Consider the following 19,883-nt stretch of genomic DNA (forward strand, 5'->3'; position numbering starts at 1 on the left):
GTGCTTCCCTCTGAAAGACAGGGCCTGCGGGCGGCGTTGAAACGCCGTCTCGCCGACGCGCCTGGCGGTTTCGGCACACGCGTTGCGATGGCGGTGGCACGAACACCTCACCAGCCCCGCAGATCGGAGACCTCACCCCCATGACCACGACCCCCTTCCTCGACCATGCCTTCTGGCGCGAGCACGTCTACAGCCACGGCTGGCGAGCCGCCTCCACCTCGGCCGACGTGATCGAGCCCGCCACCGGCGCGCCACTCACCCGCACCGGCCGTGCCGTGACCGCCGACGTGCCGCCCAGCACGGCGGCGGCCGCCGCCGCACAGCCGGCCTGGGCGGCCCTGCCGCCGCGCGATCGGGCGGCGGTCTTCCAGCGCGCCGCGGCGATCTTCCAGCAGCACTTCGACGAACTCGCGCTCTACATCGCCCGCGAGACCGGCGGCATCGTGCCCAAGGGCCAGCACGAGGTGCGCGAGGCCGTGGCCTTCTGCCACCTGGCCGCCTCGATGCCGATGCAGTCGCAGGGCCAGGTGCTGCCCAGCACGCCCGGCCGCTGGTCGATCGCGCGCCGTGTGCCGCATGGCGTGGTGGGCGTGATCTCGCCGTTCAACTTCCCGCTCATCCTCACGCTGCGCGTGGTGGCGCCGGCCCTGGCCGCCGGCAACGCCGTCGTCATCAAGCCCGATCCGCGCACGCCGGTGAGCGGCGGCCTGCTCATCGCCAAGGTGTTCGAAGAGGCCGGCCTGCCCGCGGGTGTGCTGCACGTGCTGCCCGGCGGTGCCGAGGTGGGCGAGGCGCTGATCACCGACCCCAAGGTCGCGATGATCTCCTTCACCGGCTCGGCCGGCGTGGGCCGCCACATCGGCGAGCTGGCCGGCCGGCACCTCAAGAAGGTGTCGCTCGAACTGGGTGGCAGCAACTCGCTGATCGTGCTCGACGATATGCGCAGCGAGGCTGACCTCGACCTCGCCGCCAGCAACATCGCCTGGGGCGCGTGGTTGCATCAGGGCCAGATCTGCATGGCCTCGAACCGCGTGCTGGTGCACGAGTCGATCGCCGAGGCCATCACGCAGCGCCTGGTCGCCAAGGCCACGCACCTGCCGGTGGGCGACGGCGCGAGTGGCCAGGTGGCCCTGGGCCCGCTGATCGACGAGCGCCAGCGCGACCGTGTGCATGCCACGGTGCAGGCGAGCGTGAAGGCCGGCGCCCGGTTGCTGGCCGGCGGCAGCTACGAGCGCCTCTTCTACAAGCCCACCGTGCTGGCGGGCGTGAAGCCCGGCATGAAGAGCTTCGACGACGAGACCTTCGGACCGGTGGTCAACCTCGTGACCTTCAAGACCGACGAGGAGGCCGTGGCCCTGGCGAACGCCGGCCACGGCGGCCTGGCCGCGGCGGTGATCTCGCGCTCGGTGGGCCGTGCGATGGCCATCGGCCAGCAGCTGCGCGCCGGCATGGTCCACATCAACGACCAGACCGTGAACGACGACGCCACCAACCCCTTCGGCGGACCCGGCATCGCCGGCAACGGCAACTCGCACGGCGGCCCCGGCGACTGGGAGCAGTTCAGCACCTGGCAGTGGGTGACGGTGAAAGACGCGCCGCCGCAGTTCCCGTTCTGAGCATCCACAAAACAAGGAGACCCTGATGAACTTCCAAGGCAAGACCATCGTCATCACCGGATCGAGCTCCGGCATCGGCGCCGAGACCGCGCGCCTGCTGCGCCTGCAAGGCGCACGCGTGATCGGCGTCGACCGCAACGACCCGATGATCACGCTCGACGGCTTCGTGAAGGCCGATCTCTCCGAGCAGTCGACCATCGACGCGGCCGTGAACCAGCTTCCCGAGCGCATCGACGCGCTGTGCAACATCGCCGGCGTGCCGGGCACCGCGCCGGTCGACCTGGTGGCGCGTGTCAACTACCTCGGCCTGCGCCACCTCTGCCAGCGTGTACTCGATCGCATGCCTGCCGGCGGCGCCATCGTCAACATCTCGTCCATCCTCGGCGCCGAGTGGCCGCAGCGGCTCGACCTGCACAAGGCACTGGGCGAGACGCCGAGCTTCGAGGCTGGCCTCGCCTTCCTCGCCAGGAAGCCGGTGCCGCAGGAGGCCTGCTACCAGTACTTCAAGGAGGCGCTGATCGTCTGGACGATCACGCAATCGCAGAAGTGGTTCCTGGAGCGCGGCGTGCGCATGAACTGCGTCGCGCCGGGGCCGGTGTTCACGCCCATCCTCGGCGACTTCGTCACCATGCTCGGCGCCGAGCGCGTGCAGAAGGACGCCCACCGCATGAAGCGCCCGGCGCTCGCTGACGAAGTGGCACCGGTGGTCGCCTTCCTGTGTTCGGACGCCGCACGCTGGGTCAGCGGCATCAACCTGCCGGTCGACGGAGGGCTGGCCTCGACCTACCTCTGACACGCGCCGCATCGCATCACCCCCTTACAAGACGGAGACAACCACCATGCATCGCCTGCTTCGCCAGGCGGCGGCCGTGCTCGCGCTCAACGCCGCACTGGCCCCTGCCGCCCACGCCGACCTCAAGATCGGCGTCAACCTCTCGCTGACCGGACCGCTGTCCTCGCTGGGCCTGCCGATCCAGAAATCACTGACGCTGTGGCCCGACAAGATCGGCGGCGAGAAGGTGGTGCTGACCGTGCTCGACGACGCATCCGACGTCACCGCCGCGGTGAAGAACACGCGGCGCTTCGTCACCGAAGACCGTGTCGACGTGCTGCTCGGTTCCTCTGGCGTGCCGGCGGTGCTGGCCATGGTGCCGGTGGCCGCCGAGGCGAAGACGGTGCAGCTCGCCTTCGCGCCGGCCCCACGGCCCGGTGGCAAGGACGACTGGACCTTCACGCTGCCGCAGCCCGTGTCGCTGATGTCGGATGCGGTGGCCAAGCGCATGGTGGGCGACAAGGTGCGCAAGGTCGCCTTCCTCGGCTGGAACGAGGGCTACGGCGAGATGTGGCTGCAGGCCTTCACGGCCTCGGCCAAGAAGGCGGGCCTGGAGATCGTGGCCACCGAGCGCTTCGCGCCGCCCGACACCAGCATCACCGCGCAGGCGCTGAAGGTGATCGCCGCCCGGCCCGATGCGGTGCTGATCGTCGGCGCCGGCTCCGCGGCCGCTATGCCGCAGATCAACCTGCGCGAGCGCGGCTGGACGGGGCCGGTCTACCAGACGCACGGTGCCGCATCGCCCGATCTCATCCGCGTGGGCGGCGCCAAGATGAACGGCGCCATCCTGCCGGCCGGGCCGGTGCTGGTGGCCGAGCAACTGACCGACGCCAACCCGATCAAGACCGTGGCGCTCGATTACGTCAACGGCTTCGAGAAGGCCAACGGCGCGCACAGCCGCACGCAGTTCGGCGCCCATGCGCATGACGCGCTGAAGGTGCTGCAACGCATCGTGCCCGTGGCACTCAAGCAGGCCAAGCCCGGCACGCCGGCCTTCCGCCAGGCGCTGCGCGACGCGCTCGAAGCCGAGAAGGAGATCGTCGTCTCGCACGGCGTCCTGAACTACTCCCCGAGCAACCACACCGGCTTTGATGAACGAGCGCGGGTGATGCTGAAGATCGACAACGGCCGCTTCCTCCTCATCCACTGACCGGCCCCACAGATCGCTGCCGCTCCACCCGGGGCGGACACGACACCTCAACTCTGGAGACCCCATGCAACACACTCGCCATGCGCTGGCGGTGGCGGCAGCGCTCGCCCTGCTGTCCGCTCCCGAGGCCTATGCCTTCGACATCCCGACGCCCGACCCCGAGCTGAAGGTCCGCCTCGACCTCACGCCGAAGTACAGCGCCGGCTACCGGCTCAAGAACCCGTCGGCCGCGCTCACGCGCCTGGACGTGGCCAACGACCCCGGCACCGTCAACGAAGACGACGGCAACCACAACTTCAACAAGGGCCTGATCTCCAGCCGCTTCGACCTGCTGGCCGAAACTCGACGTGACGGCCAGGAACTTCGGCGGCCGCATCAGCGGCAGCAGCTGGCGCGACAGCGTCTACCTGCGCAACAACGACTACCAGGGCACCGAGGTCTATGCCGGTGGCACACCCGTCGGCGCCACGGCCAACACCTCGAACAACAACACCGGCCAGGCGATGAACGAGTTCCTGCCCTCGACGCGGCGCCAGCATGGCCGCGGCAGCGAACTGCTCGATGCGTTTGCCTACCTCAAAGGTGACGTGGGCGACATGAAGGGCACCGTGCGCCTGGGCAAGCACACGCTGCAGTGGGGCGAGAGCCTCTTCTTCGGCCAGAACGGCATTGCCAACGCACAGGGGCCGGTGGACGTGGCCAAGATCGTCTCGGTGCCCGGCTGGCAGTTCAAGGAAGTGCTGCTGCCGGTGGAGCAGGCCTCGGGCTCGCTGCAGGTGGCCGAAGGCGTGTCGCTCGGGGCTTACTACCAGTTCAAGTGGCGACCGAGCAAGATCCCCGGTGTCGGCAGCTATTTCTCGAACCAGGATTACGTCGGCACCGGCACGGTCAACTTCGGCCCGGGTGTGTCCCTCTCGTACGACGCCAGCCGCGATCTCCGCCCGAAAGACTCCGGCCAAGGCGGTGTGCAGCTGCGCTGGAGCCCGACCGGCAGCGACTACGAGTTCGGCTTCTACGCCGCGCAGTACCACGACAAGACGCCCGCCGCGCCGGTGTTCGACTTCGTCAACGGCAACGTGCACCTGGCCTATGCCAGCAACATCCGCACGGTCGGCGCGAGCGTCACCTCGTCGGTGGGCCAGCTCAACTGGGCGCTCGAAGGCTCGCTGCGCAGCAACGCGCCGCTCAACAGCGACCCGGCCGTGCTCGGCCTCGGCCCTGTGGCGAGCTGCGGCACGTCTGGCGACAACCCCTGCTACGCCGTGGGCCGCACGGCGCACCTGCAGATGTCGGGCATCTACGTGCTGCAGCCCGGCCCGCTGTGGCAAGGCGGCGCGCTGGTCGGCGAGATCGCCTACAACCACCGCCTCAAGGTCACGAAAGACATCTTCGCCAACCCCGACGGCAGCAGCTCCGGCCTGGGGGGTCTCGACCCCAACACCACCAAGGGCGCGTGGGCGCTGCGCATGATCTTCGAGCCGCAGTACTTCCAGGTGCTGCCGGGTCTGGACATGTCGCTGCCGGTGGCCGTGGGCTACAACTTCGGCGGCCGCTCGTCGGCGATCAGCAACTTCGCAGGCGGCGCCTCGAACGCCGGCGACTACAGCATCGGCGTGAAGGGCAAGTACCAGAACGACTGGAACCTGGCCCTCACCTACACCGACTACTTCGGCGAAGCCAAGACCTTCACCGAAACGCTGGTCACGGGCGCGGGCTCGCCGCGCCAGCTCACCTTTGGCCAGACGCTCAAGGACCGCGCCCACGTGTCCTTCAGCCTCTCGCGCACCTTCTGATCCGGAGAACCCTCATGCATCGCAAACACCTGCTGGCCGCGCTCATCGCGGGCCTGACCCTGGCGCCTCTGGCGCAAGCCGCCGTGTCGGCCGAAGAAGCCGCCAAGCTCAAGACCACGCTCACGCCGCTGGGTGCCGAGCGCGCTGGCAACAAGGACGGCAGCATCCCCGCATGGGACGGCGGCCTCACCAAGGCCCCGGCCGGCTACAAGGCCGGCGACCCGCGGCCCGACCCCTTCGCCGGCGAGAAGCCCGTGCTCTCGATCAACGCGAAGAACATGGACCAGCATGCCGCGCGCCTGACCGATGGCGTGAAGGCGCTGATGAAGAAGTACCCCGACTTCCGCATCGACGTCTACCCGACGCACCGCACGGCCGCCGCGCCGCAATGGGTCTACGACAACACCTTCAAGAACGCCACGCGCGCCAAGCTCGTCGACGGCGGCCACGGCACCGAGAACGCCTACGGCGGCACACCGTTCCCCATCCCGAAAGACGGCTACGAAATCTTCCAGAACCACCGCCTCGCGTGGACGGGCACCTACATCCAGGCGCAGGTGCGCGTGTGGATGGTCACGGCCGACGGCAAGCGCGCGATGGCTTCGGGCGGCACGCAGAGCTTTCGCAAGCAGTACTACGACCCCGAGGGCAGCCTGGAGAAGTTCGACGGCTACTCGCAGCTCGGCAAGTTCCTCGTGAGCGAGCCGGGCTCCAAGGCGGGCGAGGCCATCCTCGCGCACGACAACCTCAATTCGAGCAAGCCACGCGGCCTGTGGCAGTACCTCGTGGGCCAGCGCCGCGTGCGCAAGGCGCCGTCGGTGGCCTACGACACGCCGGATTCGGTGACCTCGGGCATCGGCCTCTTCGACGAAGCCTTCAACCTCTTCGGCCCGATCGACAAGCACAACCTCAAGCTCATCGGCAAGAAAGAGATCTACATCCCCTACAACAACAACCGCGCCGCCGCCGCCAAGGTGGCCGACCTGGTGACACCCAAGACGCTCAACCCCTCGCTGGTGCGCTGGGAACTGCACCGCGTGTGGGAAGTGGAGGCGACGGTCGCCGAAGGCAAGCGCCACGTGGTGCCCAAGCGCAAGTACTACATCGACGAAGACAGCTGGCAGATCGTGCTCTTCGACGGCTGGGACGCCAAGGGTGAACTCTGGCGCACCAACTACACGCTGATGCTGCTCGCACCGGACATCCCGGCCGTGGTGGGCAACATGCTGTGGGGCGGCTATGACCTGCAGACGGGTGCGTACTACCTCAACATGGCATCGAACGAGCTGCCCATGCAGTACAAGCCGGTGCCGCCGATCCCGCGCTCGTTCTTCAGCCCCGAAGAGCTGGCCAACGAGGGCGCACGCTGATGGACTGCGCTCCCGTTCTGCTGCGCTTAGGCGCTGCACTGCTGATGGCGTGCGGCGCGGCGGCCGGGGCGCAGCCGGTGGCACCTCAGGCGGCTCCCGCGGTGCTCAGTGAGCCCGCGCTGCAAAGTCCGAAGGCGCTGGGTGCGGCCACGCTCGCCGTCACCCGTGCCGGGCGGCGCCTGGTGGCGGTGGGCGAACGCGGCACCGTGCTGCTGTCGGATGACGCAGGTGCCCGCTGGCGCCAGGCCAAGGTGCCGGTGCAGACCACGCTCACGTCGGTGCGCTTCGTCAACGAGCGCACCGGCTGGGCCGCCGGCCACCTGGGTGTGATCCTGAAGAGCGACGACGGCGGCGAGAGCTGGCGCAAGCAGCTCGACGGGGTGCAGGCCGCCGCGTTGATCGCCGGCGCCGCACGTGCGAGCGGCGACGAGCGTGCGCAGCGCGATGCCAAGCGCTTCGTCGAAGAAGGCCCCGACAAGCCCTTCTTCGACATCGATTTTGTCGACGCGCAGCGCGGCCTGGCAGTCGGCGCCTACAACCTCGCCTTCACCACCGCCGATGGCGGCGCGCACTGGACGCCGCTGGCGCTGCCCAACCCGAAGAGCCTGCACCTCTACGGCGTGCGCTTCTCGGGCAGCAGCGCGTACGTGGTGGGCGAGCAAGGGCTGCTGCTCAAGTCTGCCGATGGCGCCGCCAGCTTCGCCGCCTTGGCATCCCCCTACAAAGGCAGCTTCTTCGGCCTGCTTGCCGCCCGCTCGGGCACGCTCATCGCCTATGGCCTGCGCGGCAACGCCTTCCGCTCGGCCGACCAGGGCGCGAGCTGGGAGAAGCTCGACACGAACGTGCCGGTCTCGATCAGCGCGGCGCTCGAGTTCGACGACCACGCGCTCGCACTGCTCAGCCAGACCGGCGACCTGCTGCTCAGCCGCGACGACGGCCGAAGCTTCACCAAGGCCGCACCCGCCGCCGGGCCGGTGCCCGCCACGGGGCTCGCCGCCACCGATGCCGGCCAAGTGGTGCTTGCAAGCCTGCGCGGCATGCGTCGACAACCTGCTCCCTGATCCAAACTGCACATGCACGCCGACACCTCCCTCGACGCCCAGCCGGTCGTCGCCCGCCTCGAAGACTTCGACCCCACGTCGGGCTCGCTGACCGAGCGCATCTTCTTCAACCACCGCCTCTGGGTGATGGCCATCTGCCTGCTGCTCACGCTGCTGCTGGGCTGGCAGGCGACCAAGCTGCGCCTGAACGCGAGCTTCGAGAAGACCATCCCCACCACGCACAGCTACATCGTCAACTACCTGGCCCACAAGGCTGACCTGGCCGGGCAGGGCAACGCGCTGCGCATCGCGGTCGAGACGACGGGTGAATCGATTTTTGAGAAGGACTACCTCGCCACCTTGCAGAAGCTGAGCGACGAGATCTTCCTGCTGCCCGGGGTCGACCGGCCGTTCATGAAGTCGCTGTGGACGAGCAACACCCGCTGGGTCGCGGTGACCGAAGACGGCCTCGACGGCAACACCGTGATGGGCGACAGCTACGACGGCTCGCCGCAGGCGCTGGCCGAGGTGCGGGCCAACGTCGAGCGCTCGGGCGAGATCGGCCAGCTGGTGGCGGGCAACTTCAAGTCGAGCATCATCTTCGTGCCGCTGCAGGGCAAGGATCCCAAGACCGGCCAGGCGCTCGACTACGGCGAGCTCTCGCGACAGATCGAAGCCTTGCGTGTCAAGTATCAAAGCGACACCCTGCGCATCCACGTCACCGGTTTCGCCAAGGTGGTGGGCGACCTGATCGAAGGCCTGCAGCAGGTGCTGATGTTCTTTGCGCTGGCGCTCGTCATCTGCGCGGCGGTGCTCTTCGGCTACACGCGCTGCTCGCGCAGCACCGCGCTGGTGGTGGTGTGCTCGGTGGTGGCGGTGGTGTGGCAGTTCGGCCTGCTGGCCCTGCTGCACTACGAGTTTCGACCCCTATTCGGTGCTGGTGCCCTTCCTCGTGTTCGCCATCGGCATGAGCCACGGCGCACAGAAGATGAACGGCATCATGCAAGACATCGGCCGCGGCACGCACCGCGTGGTGGCCGCGCGCTACACCTTCCGGCGCCTCTTCGTCGCAGGCCTCACCGCGCTCTTGTGCGACGCGGTGGGCTTCGCGGTGCTGGCGCTGATCAAGATCCAGGTGATCCAGGATCTGGCGGCGGTGGCCAGCATCGGCGTGGCCGTGCTCATCTTCACCAACCTCGTGCTGCTGCCGGTCTTGCTGTCGTACGTGGGCGTGAGCCCGGTGGCGGCGCAGCGCAGCCTGCGGCTGGAGGCCGGCGACGAAGGCCAGGCAGCACGGCCCTGGCTGTGGCGCCAGCTCGACCGCTTCACCCAACGCGGCCCGGCGCTCGTGGCCATCGGCGTGAGCGTGCTGCTGGCCGTGGGCGGCTACGCCATCAGCCTGCACTTGAGCATCGGCGACCTCGACCCCGGTGCGCCCGAGCTGCGCGCCGACTCACGCTACAACCGCGACGCGCAGTTCATGGCGCAGAACTACGCCGCCAGCAGCGACATCCTGGTCGTGATGGTGGCCACGCCCGAAGACCAGTGCACCCGCTACGGCACGCTGGCCAAGGTCGACCGCCTGGCCTGGCGCCTGGAGCAACTGCCCGGCGTGGAGTCGACCAACTCGATGGCCGCGCTCTCCAAGCTGGCGATGGTCGGCTACAACGAAGGCAACCTGAAGTGGTTCGAGCTGATCCCCAACGCGGCGGCGCTGGGCGGCGTGCAGACACGGGCGTCGCGCGAGCTCTTCAACCAGGGCTGCTCGTTCCTCTCGCTGTACGTCTACCTGAAGGACCACAAGGCCGAGACGCTGACGCGCGTGGTCGACGAGGTGGAGCAGTTCATGGCGACGAACTCGACCGCCGAGGAGCGGTTCATGCTGGCCGCAGGGTCAGCCGGCATCGACGCCGCCACCAACATTGTCGTCAAGCAGGCGATGCGCGAGATGCTGCTGTGGGTCTACGGCGCGGTGCTGCTGCTGTGCTGGGTGACCTTCCGCTCGTGGCGCGCGGTGGTGTGCGCGGTGCTGCCGCTGGTGCTCACCTCCATCCTGTGCGAGGCGCTGATGGTGGGGCTGAACATGGGCGTGAAGGTGGCCACGCTGCCGGTGATCGCACTCGGCGTTGGCATCGGCGTCGACTACGCGCTCTACGTGCTGTGCGTGATGCTCGCGCGGCTGCGGGCCGGCGAGAGCCTGTCGGCGGCCTACCACCACGCACTGCAGTTCACCGGCCGCGTGGTGATGCTCACCGGCATCACGCTCGCGCTGGCGGTGGGCACCTGGGCCTTCTCGCCGATCAAGTTCCAGGCCGACATGGGCATCCTGCTCGCCTTCATGTTCGTGTGGAACATGGTGGGTGCGCTGGTGCTGCTGCCGGCCCTGGCGCACTTCCTGTTGCGGCCGGGTCGCGTGCGGCCGGCACCTGCGGGGCCGGGCGCGGTGCCGCACCGCGAAGCCGCCGCAGGCATCTGACGAGGCGCCATCGCATGCACGCTTTGCGCCGCATCGCATTTGCCTGGCTGGGCATGGCGGCGTTCGCCTGTGCCGCAGCGCCGAAAGCACCGGGGGCCGTCGTCCTGGGCCAATCCTTGCCGCTCACCGGCGCCGGCTTTCCGACGGCCAACCGCATCCAGGCCGGTGCCAAGGCGCTGGTGGACCGGGTCAACGCCAGCGGCGGCCTCTCGGGGCGGCGCCTCGAACTGGTGACGCTCGACGACGGCGGCGACCCGGCGCGCCACGCCGACAACATCGGCACCCTGGTGCGCCGTCACAACGCGGTGGCCATCGTCAACTGCCTCGGCGAGCGGTCCTGTGTGGCGGCGAGCGGTGCCACGCGCGAGCTGGGCGTGCCGCTGGTCGGCCCGTTTTCTGGCGCCGCGTCGCTGCGGGCGAAGGCGGTGCAGCATGTGGTCACCCTGCGGCCCGACGACGCCAGGGAAGCGGAGGCGCTCGCGCAGCAGCTGCGCTCGATGGGCCTCACGCGGGTGGCTCTGTTGTTCGACGACAGCGAGCCGGCGCGTGCGCAGGCCCTGGCCTCGGCGTTGCAGAGCGCGCAGCTGCAGCTCACCCGTGTGGCCGCCGATGCCCGAGGCCGTGCGATCGAGGCCTCGCTCGGCGAGGCCACCCAGGCAGCGCCGCAGGCCCTGGTGCTGAGCCTGGGCGCCGAAGCGCTTGAGGCCTTGAGCCGGCTTCCCGATCCGGCCCGCGCGGGCGTGCCCGCGGTCGTCGCGACGCTGTCGTCGGCCGGCCTGACGCAGGTGACGCGGCTCTTTCGCGACAAGCTGATCGGCTTCACCAGCGTGGTGCCCAACCCGGAGGTCTCGCAGCTCGCCATCGTGCGCGAGCTGGAGCGCGACGCCGATGCCTTCGTCGGGCCGGAGGCACTCACCTTCGAAGGCCTGGCGTCATACCTCCACCTGCGTGTGTGCGTCGATGCGCTGCGGCGCGCCAACGGTCGCTTCGACGGGCCGCAGCTCGTCGATGCCTTTGAAAGCCTGGGCACGCTGAACCTCAGCGGCTTTCGCCTCCATTTCGGCCGAGACCGGCGCCACGCGTCGGAGCACGTCGAGGTCGGCATGCGCGCGCGCGATGGCCGCCTGCGCCACTGATCCCTCATCTCCCACCACTCCACAGGAACCGACCATGCTGGACCTTCAACTCGCCGCGATGATGAAACAGGTGCAAGCCGCCGGGCTGCCCGATCTCGCCGACCTGCCGCCCGAGCCCTGCCGCGGGCTGTACCGACAGATCCTCGCCGCGGCCGACATGCCGCCGGCCGACGTGGCGGTGGCCAACCTCAGCACCGATGGCGCGCACCCGGTGGTACTGCGCGTCTACACCCCGCGACTGCGCCCGGGGCCCCATCCCGTCATCGTCTACTACCACGGCGGCGGCTACGTGCTCGGAGACCTCGACGGCTACGACAACGTATGCCGCCAGTTGTGCAGCGACAGCGACGCCATCGTCGTCTCGGTGGACTACCGGCTCGCGCCCGAGCACCCGTTTCCGGCTGCGGTCGACGACGCGTGGCAGGCCTTGCGCTGGGTGGCCCGCCACGCGGCAGCGCTGGGCGCCGACACGGCCCGGCTGGCGGTGGCGGGCGACAGCGCGGGGGCGGTGCTGGCCACCGTGATGTGCCTGCTCGCCCGCGACGCTGACGGCCCGCGCGTGGCCTTCCAGGCGCTGCTCTACCCGCCGGCCGCCGGCGGCCGCGCGGGCGACTACCCGTCGCACCAGCAGCACGCCGCCGGCCCCACGCTGACGCTGCGCACGATGGAGTACTTCAGCCGGCACTGTTTCGGCCCCACCGGCATGGCGCCCGATTTCCGCGGCGCTCCCTTGCTGGCCCCCAGGCTCGGTGGCTTGCCGCCGGCACTGCTGCTGGTCGCGGGGCACGACCCCTTGCGCGACGAAGCCCTCGCGTACGGCCGGGCCTTGCTCGCGGCGGGCACGCCCACGACCGTCGTCGAGTTCCCCGGCCTGGCCCACGGCTTCATCAGCATGGCTGGCGGGATCGCCTCGGCGCGCCTGGCGCAGCGTCTCTTCGCCCAGGCCTTGCGAGACGGGCTGGCGGCCACCGACACCCGGGGGTAGCCCGCGCGGCGCCCGGCCATCGCCGGCCGGGCAGAATGCCGCCGGCCATGCACCGCTATTCCTTCCGCCAGCTGCTGCTGGTCGCCTTCCTGCTGATCGCTGCGCTCTTGAGCGCCGCGTCGCTGCGGGGTCTGTTCACGCTGGAAAAGCTGCTGCGCCAGAGCAGCGAAGGCGCGCGCCGCGCGGTGGCCCACACCGCCGATGCCCAGCTGCTGGCCGAGCGCACCGTCGCGATGGAGCGCTCCGCGCGCCAGTACCTGGTGCTCGAAGACCCGGTGCTGCGCCAGCGCTTCGAAGAAGCCGGCCGCGATGCGCGCGATGCGCTCGGCCGGCTCGCCGACAACCTGGTCTCGGCCAACCTCGCCGCCGAGTGGCGGGCGCACGAGTCGGGCATCGAGTCGCAGCTCAAGGGCACGCCGGCCGACCTGCGCGACCGCGAGGCCACCATCACCACGGCCTTCCGCGAGCTGGAGGCGATCAACGACACCATCGCCAACCAGGTGCGCACGACCACCGAGCAGCGCAACCAGGTGCTGATGAGCGAGCTGGAAGCCGGCCGCGCCGAGCTGGGCCGGCAGATGCTGATCGCGATCGTGGTGGCCGTCGTGCTCGCATTCGTCTTCGGCCTCTGGCTCGCACGCCCGCTCAAGCGGCTGGAGCAGGCGGTGATCGGCCTCGGCGAAAACCGGCTCGACCAGCCGATCGAGATCCGAGGGCCCTCCGACGTGCGCCTGCTCGGCCGCCGCCTCGAATGGCTGCGCCTGCGCCTGGCCGAGCTCGACTCCGACAAGTCGCGCTTCCTGCGCCATGTGTCGCACGAGCTGAAGACGCCGCTGGCGGCACTGCGCGAAGGGGTGTCGCTGCTGGAAGAAGGCGTGACCGGCACGCTCAGCGACGACCAGAAGGAAGTCGCGCGCATCCTGCGCCAGAACACGGCGCTGCTGCAGAGCCAGATCGAAGACCTGCTGCGCTTCAACGCGGCGGCCTTCGAGGCGCGCAAGCTGGTGCGCCAGCGTGTCGAGCTGGTGGCGCTGATTCAGGACCTCGTCGCACGCCAGCGCTTGCAGTGGCAGGCACGCCAGCTTGCGGTCAAGGTGGAGGGCGGGCCCTTGTGGGCCGAAGTCGACCCCGACAAGCTCGGAACCGCGCTCGGCAACCTGCTCTCCAACGCGATCCGGTTCAGCCCCCTGGGCGCTACCATCCGCCTCTCCGTGACCCGGGTGCCGGGCCGCGCCTGCATCGACATCGTGGACCAGGGCCCCGGTGTTGCCGCAGCCGACCGGGCCCGTGTGTTCGAGCCCTTCTACCGCGGCGAGCGGCAGCCGAGCGATGCGGTGCGGGGCACCGGCATCGGCCTGTCGATCGTGCACGAGTACATCACCGCTCACGGCGGTGTGGTCGAACTGCAGGACGACGGCCCGGGGGCTCACTTTCATATCGAATTGCCGCATGCGCGTTAAATCAGTCCTGGGGTTGTCGTCGAGCGTGTTGGGGGGTGCTGTTGCTGCAGGCCTGCATGAGTGCGCCACCCCGGCCGGCGCCCGCGCCGAGCCCACCGCCGGTCGAAGCCCCTGCGCCGCCCAAGGTCGTGGTGGTGCAGGCACCCGCGCAGCCCGAGCCGGCCGACCTGGCGGCGCGCCGGCTGATCGCCTACCACGAGCAGATCCGCCAGCTCTCGCCGCAGGACCTGGCCAACGAGATCAACCGCCTGAACGCCGCTGTCTCGGCCACGCCCACGGCGGCGCCGCCCGATGTGGTGCTGGAGCTGGCCCTCGCGCTCTCGCAGCAGCACAACGGCGGCGATGTGGCGCGCGCCGTCGCGCTGCTGGAGCCCATCACCAAATCGAGCGCCCCTGAACTCGCCCCCTGGCAACCGCTCGCGCGCCTGCTGCTCGGCCGGGTGCTCGAGCAGCGCCGGCTCGAAGACGCGCTCAACCGCGAGGCCACCCGCAACCGCGAGCTGCAGCGCACGATGCAGCAGCTGAACGAGAAGCTCGAAGCCCTGAAGGCCATCGAGCGCAGCATGGCCAACCGCCCGACCGGCGTGCCGACTGCCCCGGCCACGCCGCCCGCGACCCCCACGCCGCCGGCGTCCCCGCCGCCTGCCGCGCCCAAGGCGCCCTGACCTGAGGCCGACGCCATGGCCAACCTGCTGCTGGTGGACGACGACGCCGACCTGCTGAAGCTGCTCTCGATGCGGCTCACCGCGGCGGGCCACCGTGTCACCTCGGTCGAGTCGGCCGAAGCGGCGCTCACGCAGCTCGCGGTCGCGCGGCCGCAGCTGGTGGTGAGCGACGTGCAGCTGCCCGGCCGCGATGGGCTCGCACTCTTTGACGAGATCCATGCCCGCCACCCGGCGCTGCCGGTGATTCTGCTGACGGCGCACGGCACCATTCCCGATGCGGTCGACGCCACCGCGCGCGGCGTGTTCAGCTACCTCACCAAGCCTTTCGACGGCAAGGCCCTGCTCGACAAGGTCAACGAAGCACTCGCGCTCGCCGCGCCGGCGGTCGACCACGCGACCGGCAACGACGGCTGGCGCGAGGCCATCGTCAGCCGCTCCAACCGAATGGCCGAGCTGCTGACCGAAGCCAAGATGGTGGCCGCGTCGGATGCGAGCGTGCTGCTTCGCGGCGAGAGCGGCAGTGGCAAGGAGCTGCTCGCGCAGGCCATCCACCGCGCGAGCCCGCGTGCGGCCAAGCCCTTCGTCGCGGTCAACTGCAGCGCGATCCCCGAGGCGCTGCTCGAATCCGAACTCTTCGGCCATGTGAAGGGCTCGTTCACCGGCGCGGTGGCGAACCACACCGGCCTCTTCGTCGCCGCCGACGGCGGCACGCTCTTCCTCGACGAGATCGGCGACATGCCGCCGGCACTGCAGGTCAAGCTCCTGCGCGTGCTGCAGGAGCGTTCGGTGCGGCCGGTCGGCGCCACCCAGGCGGTGCCGGTCGACGTGCGCATCCTCTCGGCCACCCACCGCGACCTCGACGCGGCGATGGCCCAGGGCCAGTTCCGCGAAGACCTGTACTACCGCCTCAACGTCGTCTCGCTGCACCTGCCCACGCTCGGCGAGCGGCGCGAAGACATCCCGCTGCTGGCCAACCACTTCCTCGCCAAGCTCACCGCCAAGTACGACAAGCGCCTGACCGGCTTCGCGCCCGACGCGATGAAGGCGCTCACCACCGCCAGCTGGCCCGGCAACGTGCGACAGCTGCACAACGTGGTGGAGCAGGTCTGCGCGCTGACCACCACACCGCTCATTCCGTTGACGCTGGTCCAGCGAGCCCTGCGTGTGCCGAGCGTGGAAGTGCTCACCTATGCACAGGCACGCGAGCGCTTCGAGCGCGACTACCTGGTGGGCCTCCTGAAGCTCACCGACGGCAACGCGGCCGATGCGGCGCGGCTCGCCGACCGCAACCGCACCGAGTTCTACCGGCTGCTGCAGCGGCATGGCCTGACACCGGGCCAGTTCAAGGCCGAGCCGCCTGTCGCTGAGTAGAGACAGCGGCGCGGCCCAGCAAAATCAAGCACTTGCAGCGGCTCGCGTGAGAAGTTGTCGCTGGTCGGCGACAAAAAACACGCCATTCGGGGCCCAACCGCCCGGTGCATCTCGTCACATCTGTCGAGGCGCGCGCAAGTGCTTGATGCACAAGCATTTTTCTGAATTGGCACGGGCGTTGCCCAAGGAAGCTCACAGCCTGCATCCGGGCTGGGCTTTTTTCAACGACACCCCGCGCCTTTGTTCCTCGCCCTCACCCTTTTCGCGCCCAGCGAGTCGATGCTTCGCCGCACGGCGACACGTGCGCTGCTGCTCTTCGTGCTCGCCGTGTTGTGCGTGTGGGATGCACGCGCCTTCGGCTTCGATGACGTCGCCGAGCGCGCCCGCCAGCTCGCCGCCAAACCCTACGTCGCCCCCAAGGAGCAGCTGCCCGCCGAGCTGAAAGCGCTCGACTACGACGGCTACCGCGACATCCGCTTCAAGCCCGAGCGGGCGCTGTGGCGCAAGGACGGCCTGCCGTTCGAGCTGGCCTTCTTCCACCTGGGCAAGTTCCAGACCCTGCCGGTGCAGATCCACGAGATCACGCCACAGGGCGTGCGCCACATCGCGTTCGACAAGAACGACTTCGACTACGGCCGCAACAAGCTCTCGCCCGCCAAGTGGGGCGACCTCGGCTTCGCCGGCTTCCGCGTGCACTACGCGCTCAACAACCCGGCGTACAAGGATGAGCTGGTGGTCTTCCTCGGCGCGAGCTACTTCCGAGCCTTGGGCAAGGGCCAGCACTACGGGCTGTCGGCACGCGGCCTCGCGATCGACACGGTCGGCGGCAGCGGCGAGGAGTTCCCGCGCTTCAGCGAGTTCTGGATCGAGCGCCCCGCGCCCGGCGCGACCTCGCTCGTGATCCATGCGCTGCTCGATTCGCCGCGCGCGGCCGGCGCGTATCGCTTCACGCTGCGCCCCGGCGACACCTCGGTGGCCGATGTGCAGGCGCGCCTCTTCCTGCGCGCCGGGGGCTCACCCATCGCGACCCTCGGGCTCGCTCCGCTCACCAGCATGTTCCACCACGGCGAGAACACGCCGCGCGTGGCCGACTTCCGCCCCGAGGTGCACGACAGCGACGGCCTGATGGTCGCCTCCGGCGACGGCAAGGGTGGCGTCGAATGGCTGTGGCGCCCGCTGCTCAACCCCAAGCGCACGCTGGTCACCTCCTTCGCCTCGAAGGAGCCCAAGGGCTTCGGCCTGATGCAGCGCGACCGCAGCGCGGCCAACTACGAAGACCCCGAGGCCCAGTACCACCAGCGCCCGAGCGCGTGGGTCGAGCCTGTGGGGAACTGGGGCCCCGGCCGTGTCGAGCTGATGCTGCTGCACACGCCCGACGAGACCGACGACAACGTGGTCGCCTACTGGGTGCCCGAGAAGCTGCCGGCCGCCGGCCAGCCGCTAGCCTTCGCCTACCGCCTGCACTGGCAGGGCAACCAGCAGCAGCGCCCGCCTGCCGGCTGGGCCGTGCAGACGCGGCTTGGTCACGGCTTCATCGACCGCAAGGCCAAGCGCGACCCGAACGAGCTGCAGTACGTCGTCGACTTCGACGGCCCCGCGCTGCGCAACCTGCCGGCTGATGCGCCGGTGAAAGCGGTGGTGAGCAGCAATGCCGCCGGCCACATCGTCGAGCGCAACGCCTACCGCAACCCGCTCACCAACACCTGGCGCATGACCGTGCGCGTCACCCGTCTTCAGCCCACCCAACCGGTGGAGCTGCGGGCCTTTCTCCAGAACGGCGAACACGCCCTGACCGAAACATGGACCAACATCATTCAGCCGGATTGAGCGCTGCGCCCGGCCGCAGCACGCCCGCCATCGTCCGTGGTTCCATGGTCGCTCGACCGTGGCGCGGCTTCTGGGCGAGTCTGGCCGATCGTGTGACCGGCCGGCCGTCTGACATTCCCGCCGCGCCCGCGCGTGAACCGCAGGCCTGGGAGCGTGCGGCGAAGCTGCGCCGCCGGGTGTTGATGCTGCTGGTGCTGCTGTCGGCCGCGGGCGCGACCACGCTGCTGTCGAACATGCTGCCGAGCGACCAGACCGGCCTCGCGCGGGGCGTGCAGATCGGCCTCTACGGCCTGCTCTTCGCCTGGGTCTCGGCCGGCTTCTACACCGCGATGATGGGTGCCTGGGTGCTGTGGCGCGGCGACCCGCATGCCATGTCGGCGGCATCGGTCGGCCACGCGCCGATCCATCGCAATGCGCGCACTGCCATCGTGATGCCCATCTGCAACGAGAACGTGGTTTCCGTTTTTGCCGGCCTGCGGGCGACCTGCGAGTCGCTCGCCGCCACCGGCGCATCGAGTCTGTTCGACGTCTACGTGCTGTCGGACACCAGCGATCCTGAAATCCGCGCGGCCGAGCTGGCCGCGTGGGGCCAGCTGCGCCACGAGTGCGGTTCGGCGGGTCGCATCTACTACCGCTGGCGCCAGCGCCGCACCAAGCGCAAGTCGGGCAACGTGGCCGACTTCTGCCGCCGCTTCGGCCGCCTCTACCGCTACATGGTCGTGCTCGATGCCGACTCCGTGATGAGCGGCGACTGCCTGGTGAAGCTGGTGCGCCTGATGGAAGCGAACCCCACGGCCGGCATCCTGCAGACCGCGCCCCAGGCGTGCGGCCTCGACACCGTGCATGCCCGCTCGCAGCAGTTCTCGGGCCGCGTGGCCGGCCGGCTCTTCACCGCCGGCATGTCGTACTGGCAGTTGGGCGAGTCGCACTACTGGGGGCACAACGCGATCATCCGCGTCGAGCCCTTCATGAAGCACTGCGCGCTCGCGCCGCTCAAGGGCCACGGCGGCCTGTCGGGCACGCTGCTGTCGCACGACTTCGTCGAAGCCGCGCTGATGCGCCGCGCCGGCTACCACGTGTGGCTGGTGCACGACCTGTACGGCAGCTACGAGCAGCAGCCGCCCAACCTGATCGAGGAACTGCAGCGCGACCGCCGCTGGTGCCAGGGCAACCTGCAGAACGCACGCCTGATCGCCGAGCCCGGTCTGCACGCGGTGCACCGCGCGATGCTCGGCACCGGCGCGATGGCCTATCTCTCGGCGCCGCTGTGGCTGGTGTCGGTGCTGGTCGGCGCCGGGCTGTGGCTGTTCGGCGAGCGCCCGCTGGGCGGCGGCGCGCTGCCGCTGGAGATTGCCGGCCTCTGGCTGGTGACGGTCTTGATGCTGATGCTGCCGCGCGTGATGGGCGTCGCGGTGATCGTGCTGTCGAAACAGCAGCACCGCTATGGCGGCACACGCTCGCTGATCCGCGGCGCGGCGCTCGAAGCCGGCCTGTCGGCCCTGCAGGCGCCGGTGCGCATGCTGGCGCACACGGTCTTCGTCGTCGTCGCCCTCACCGGCCTCAAGCTCGACTGGAAGTCGCCCCCGCGCGAAGCCAACGACATCGGCTGGCGCGACGCGGTGCAGCGCTTCGGCCCGGCCACCGGCGTCGTCGCCGCGGGCGCGTCCGCCGTGCTGCTGCTGCAACCCGAGATCACGCTGTGGCTGGCGCCGATGGCGCTGCCGCTGCTGCTGGCCGTGCCGCTCGCGGTGCTCACCAGCCGCTCGGGCCTGGGCCAGCGACTGCTGGCCAACCGCCTGCTGCTGATCCCCGAAGAGCACAGCGCACCGCAGGTGCTGCGCCGGGCCTGGGCCTACGCCCGCCGCGCCCACCCCACGCCGCAGTGGCGCGATGCGCTCACCGACCCGTGGCTCTTCGAGGTCGTGCGCGGCGCCATGGGCCCGCGCAACACCAGCTGGGGCTCGCGCGGCAAGGCGCGCAAGCTGATGTTCAGCAGCCTGCTCGCCAACCAGGACGCCGAACAGCTGAGCGCCGAGCACCGCATGCGTCTCTTGAGCGAACCGCAGAGCATCGTGCGGGTGCGCGACCAGCTGGCGGCGAATGCGAACCAGATGCGCGCGAGCTGGCTGGATGGGGAAGAGGCGGAGCCGTTGCGCGCCTGA

At 69.8% G+C, this 19,883-nt stretch carries 13 protein-coding genes and 2 pseudogenes; all 15 read left to right on the forward strand.

What is annotated here, in order from left to right:
- The first annotated feature begins 140 nt into the window (after positions 1–140).
- Positions 141–1,616 carry a benzaldehyde dehydrogenase gene (locus LRS03_RS21515; RefSeq protein ID WP_257828028.1) on the forward strand — a complete coding sequence of 492 codons (1,476 nt, stop codon included), beginning with the start codon at positions 141–143 and terminating at the stop codon, positions 1,614–1,616.
- 25 nt (positions 1,617–1,641) lie between these two features.
- Positions 1,642–2,409: a coniferyl-alcohol dehydrogenase gene (locus LRS03_RS21520; protein ID WP_257828029.1), complete on the forward strand. Its 768-nt coding sequence runs from the start codon at positions 1,642–1,644 to the stop codon at positions 2,407–2,409.
- A 46-nt stretch (positions 2,410–2,455) separates the two neighbouring features.
- On the forward strand, positions 2,456–3,598 hold the full coding sequence (locus tag LRS03_RS21525) for an ABC transporter substrate-binding protein (protein ID WP_257828030.1): 1,143 nt from the start codon (positions 2,456–2,458) through the stop codon (positions 3,596–3,598).
- A gap of 64 nt (positions 3,599–3,662) precedes the next feature.
- Positions 3,663–3,875: pseudogene (locus tag LRS03_RS21530) on the forward strand (DUF1302 domain-containing protein); the annotation flags it as partial.
- Between the two features lie 70 nt (positions 3,876–3,945).
- Positions 3,946–5,391: a DUF1302 domain-containing protein gene (locus LRS03_RS21535; RefSeq protein ID WP_257828031.1), complete on the forward strand. Its 1,446-nt coding sequence runs from the start codon at positions 3,946–3,948 to the stop codon at positions 5,389–5,391.
- A 14-nt stretch (positions 5,392–5,405) separates the two neighbouring features.
- The gene (locus LRS03_RS21540; protein ID WP_257828032.1) at positions 5,406–6,761 is read left to right on the forward strand and encodes a DUF1329 domain-containing protein; all 1,356 of its coding nucleotides are present in this window, start codon (positions 5,406–5,408) and stop codon (positions 6,759–6,761) included.
- Positions 6,761–7,822 carry a WD40/YVTN/BNR-like repeat-containing protein gene (locus LRS03_RS21545; protein WP_257828033.1) on the forward strand — a complete coding sequence of 354 codons (1,062 nt, stop codon included), beginning with the start codon at positions 6,761–6,763 and terminating at the stop codon, positions 7,820–7,822. Before LRS03_RS21540 ends, LRS03_RS21545 begins: the two co-directional genes overlap by 1 nt.
- A gap of 12 nt (positions 7,823–7,834) precedes the next feature.
- Positions 7,835–10,277, forward strand: a pseudogene (locus LRS03_RS21550) (efflux RND transporter permease subunit).
- 14 nt (positions 10,278–10,291) lie between these two features.
- Positions 10,292–11,413 carry an ABC transporter substrate-binding protein gene (locus LRS03_RS21555; protein ID WP_257828034.1) on the forward strand — a complete coding sequence of 374 codons (1,122 nt, stop codon included), beginning with the start codon at positions 10,292–10,294 and terminating at the stop codon, positions 11,411–11,413.
- Between the two features lie 34 nt (positions 11,414–11,447).
- A complete protein-coding gene (locus tag LRS03_RS21560) occupies positions 11,448–12,398 on the forward strand; it encodes an alpha/beta hydrolase (RefSeq protein ID WP_257828035.1) in 951 nt (316 codons plus the stop codon).
- A 47-nt stretch (positions 12,399–12,445) separates the two neighbouring features.
- The gene (locus LRS03_RS21565; protein WP_257828036.1) at positions 12,446–13,858 is read left to right on the forward strand and encodes a sensor histidine kinase; all 1,413 of its coding nucleotides are present in this window, start codon (positions 12,446–12,448) and stop codon (positions 13,856–13,858) included.
- Between the two features lie 56 nt (positions 13,859–13,914).
- A complete protein-coding gene (locus LRS03_RS21570) occupies positions 13,915–14,523 on the forward strand; it encodes a hypothetical protein (RefSeq protein WP_257828037.1) in 609 nt (202 codons plus the stop codon).
- Between the two features lie 15 nt (positions 14,524–14,538).
- On the forward strand, positions 14,539–15,894 hold the full coding sequence (locus tag LRS03_RS21575; RefSeq protein ID WP_257828038.1) for a sigma 54-interacting transcriptional regulator: 1,356 nt from the start codon (positions 14,539–14,541) through the stop codon (positions 15,892–15,894).
- A 279-nt stretch (positions 15,895–16,173) separates the two neighbouring features.
- Positions 16,174–17,721 carry a glucan biosynthesis protein G gene (locus LRS03_RS21580; protein ID WP_257829628.1) on the forward strand — a complete coding sequence of 516 codons (1,548 nt, stop codon included), beginning with the start codon at positions 16,174–16,176 and terminating at the stop codon, positions 17,719–17,721.
- A complete protein-coding gene (mdoH, locus tag LRS03_RS21585) occupies positions 17,694–19,883 on the forward strand; it encodes a glucans biosynthesis glucosyltransferase MdoH (protein ID WP_257828039.1) in 2,190 nt (729 codons plus the stop codon). Before LRS03_RS21580 ends, mdoH begins: the two co-directional genes overlap by 28 nt.

The organism is Rhizobacter sp. J219, from assembly GCF_024700055.1.
In the GTDB taxonomy this organism is placed as follows: Bacteria; Pseudomonadota; Gammaproteobacteria; order Burkholderiales; family Burkholderiaceae_C; genus Rhizobacter.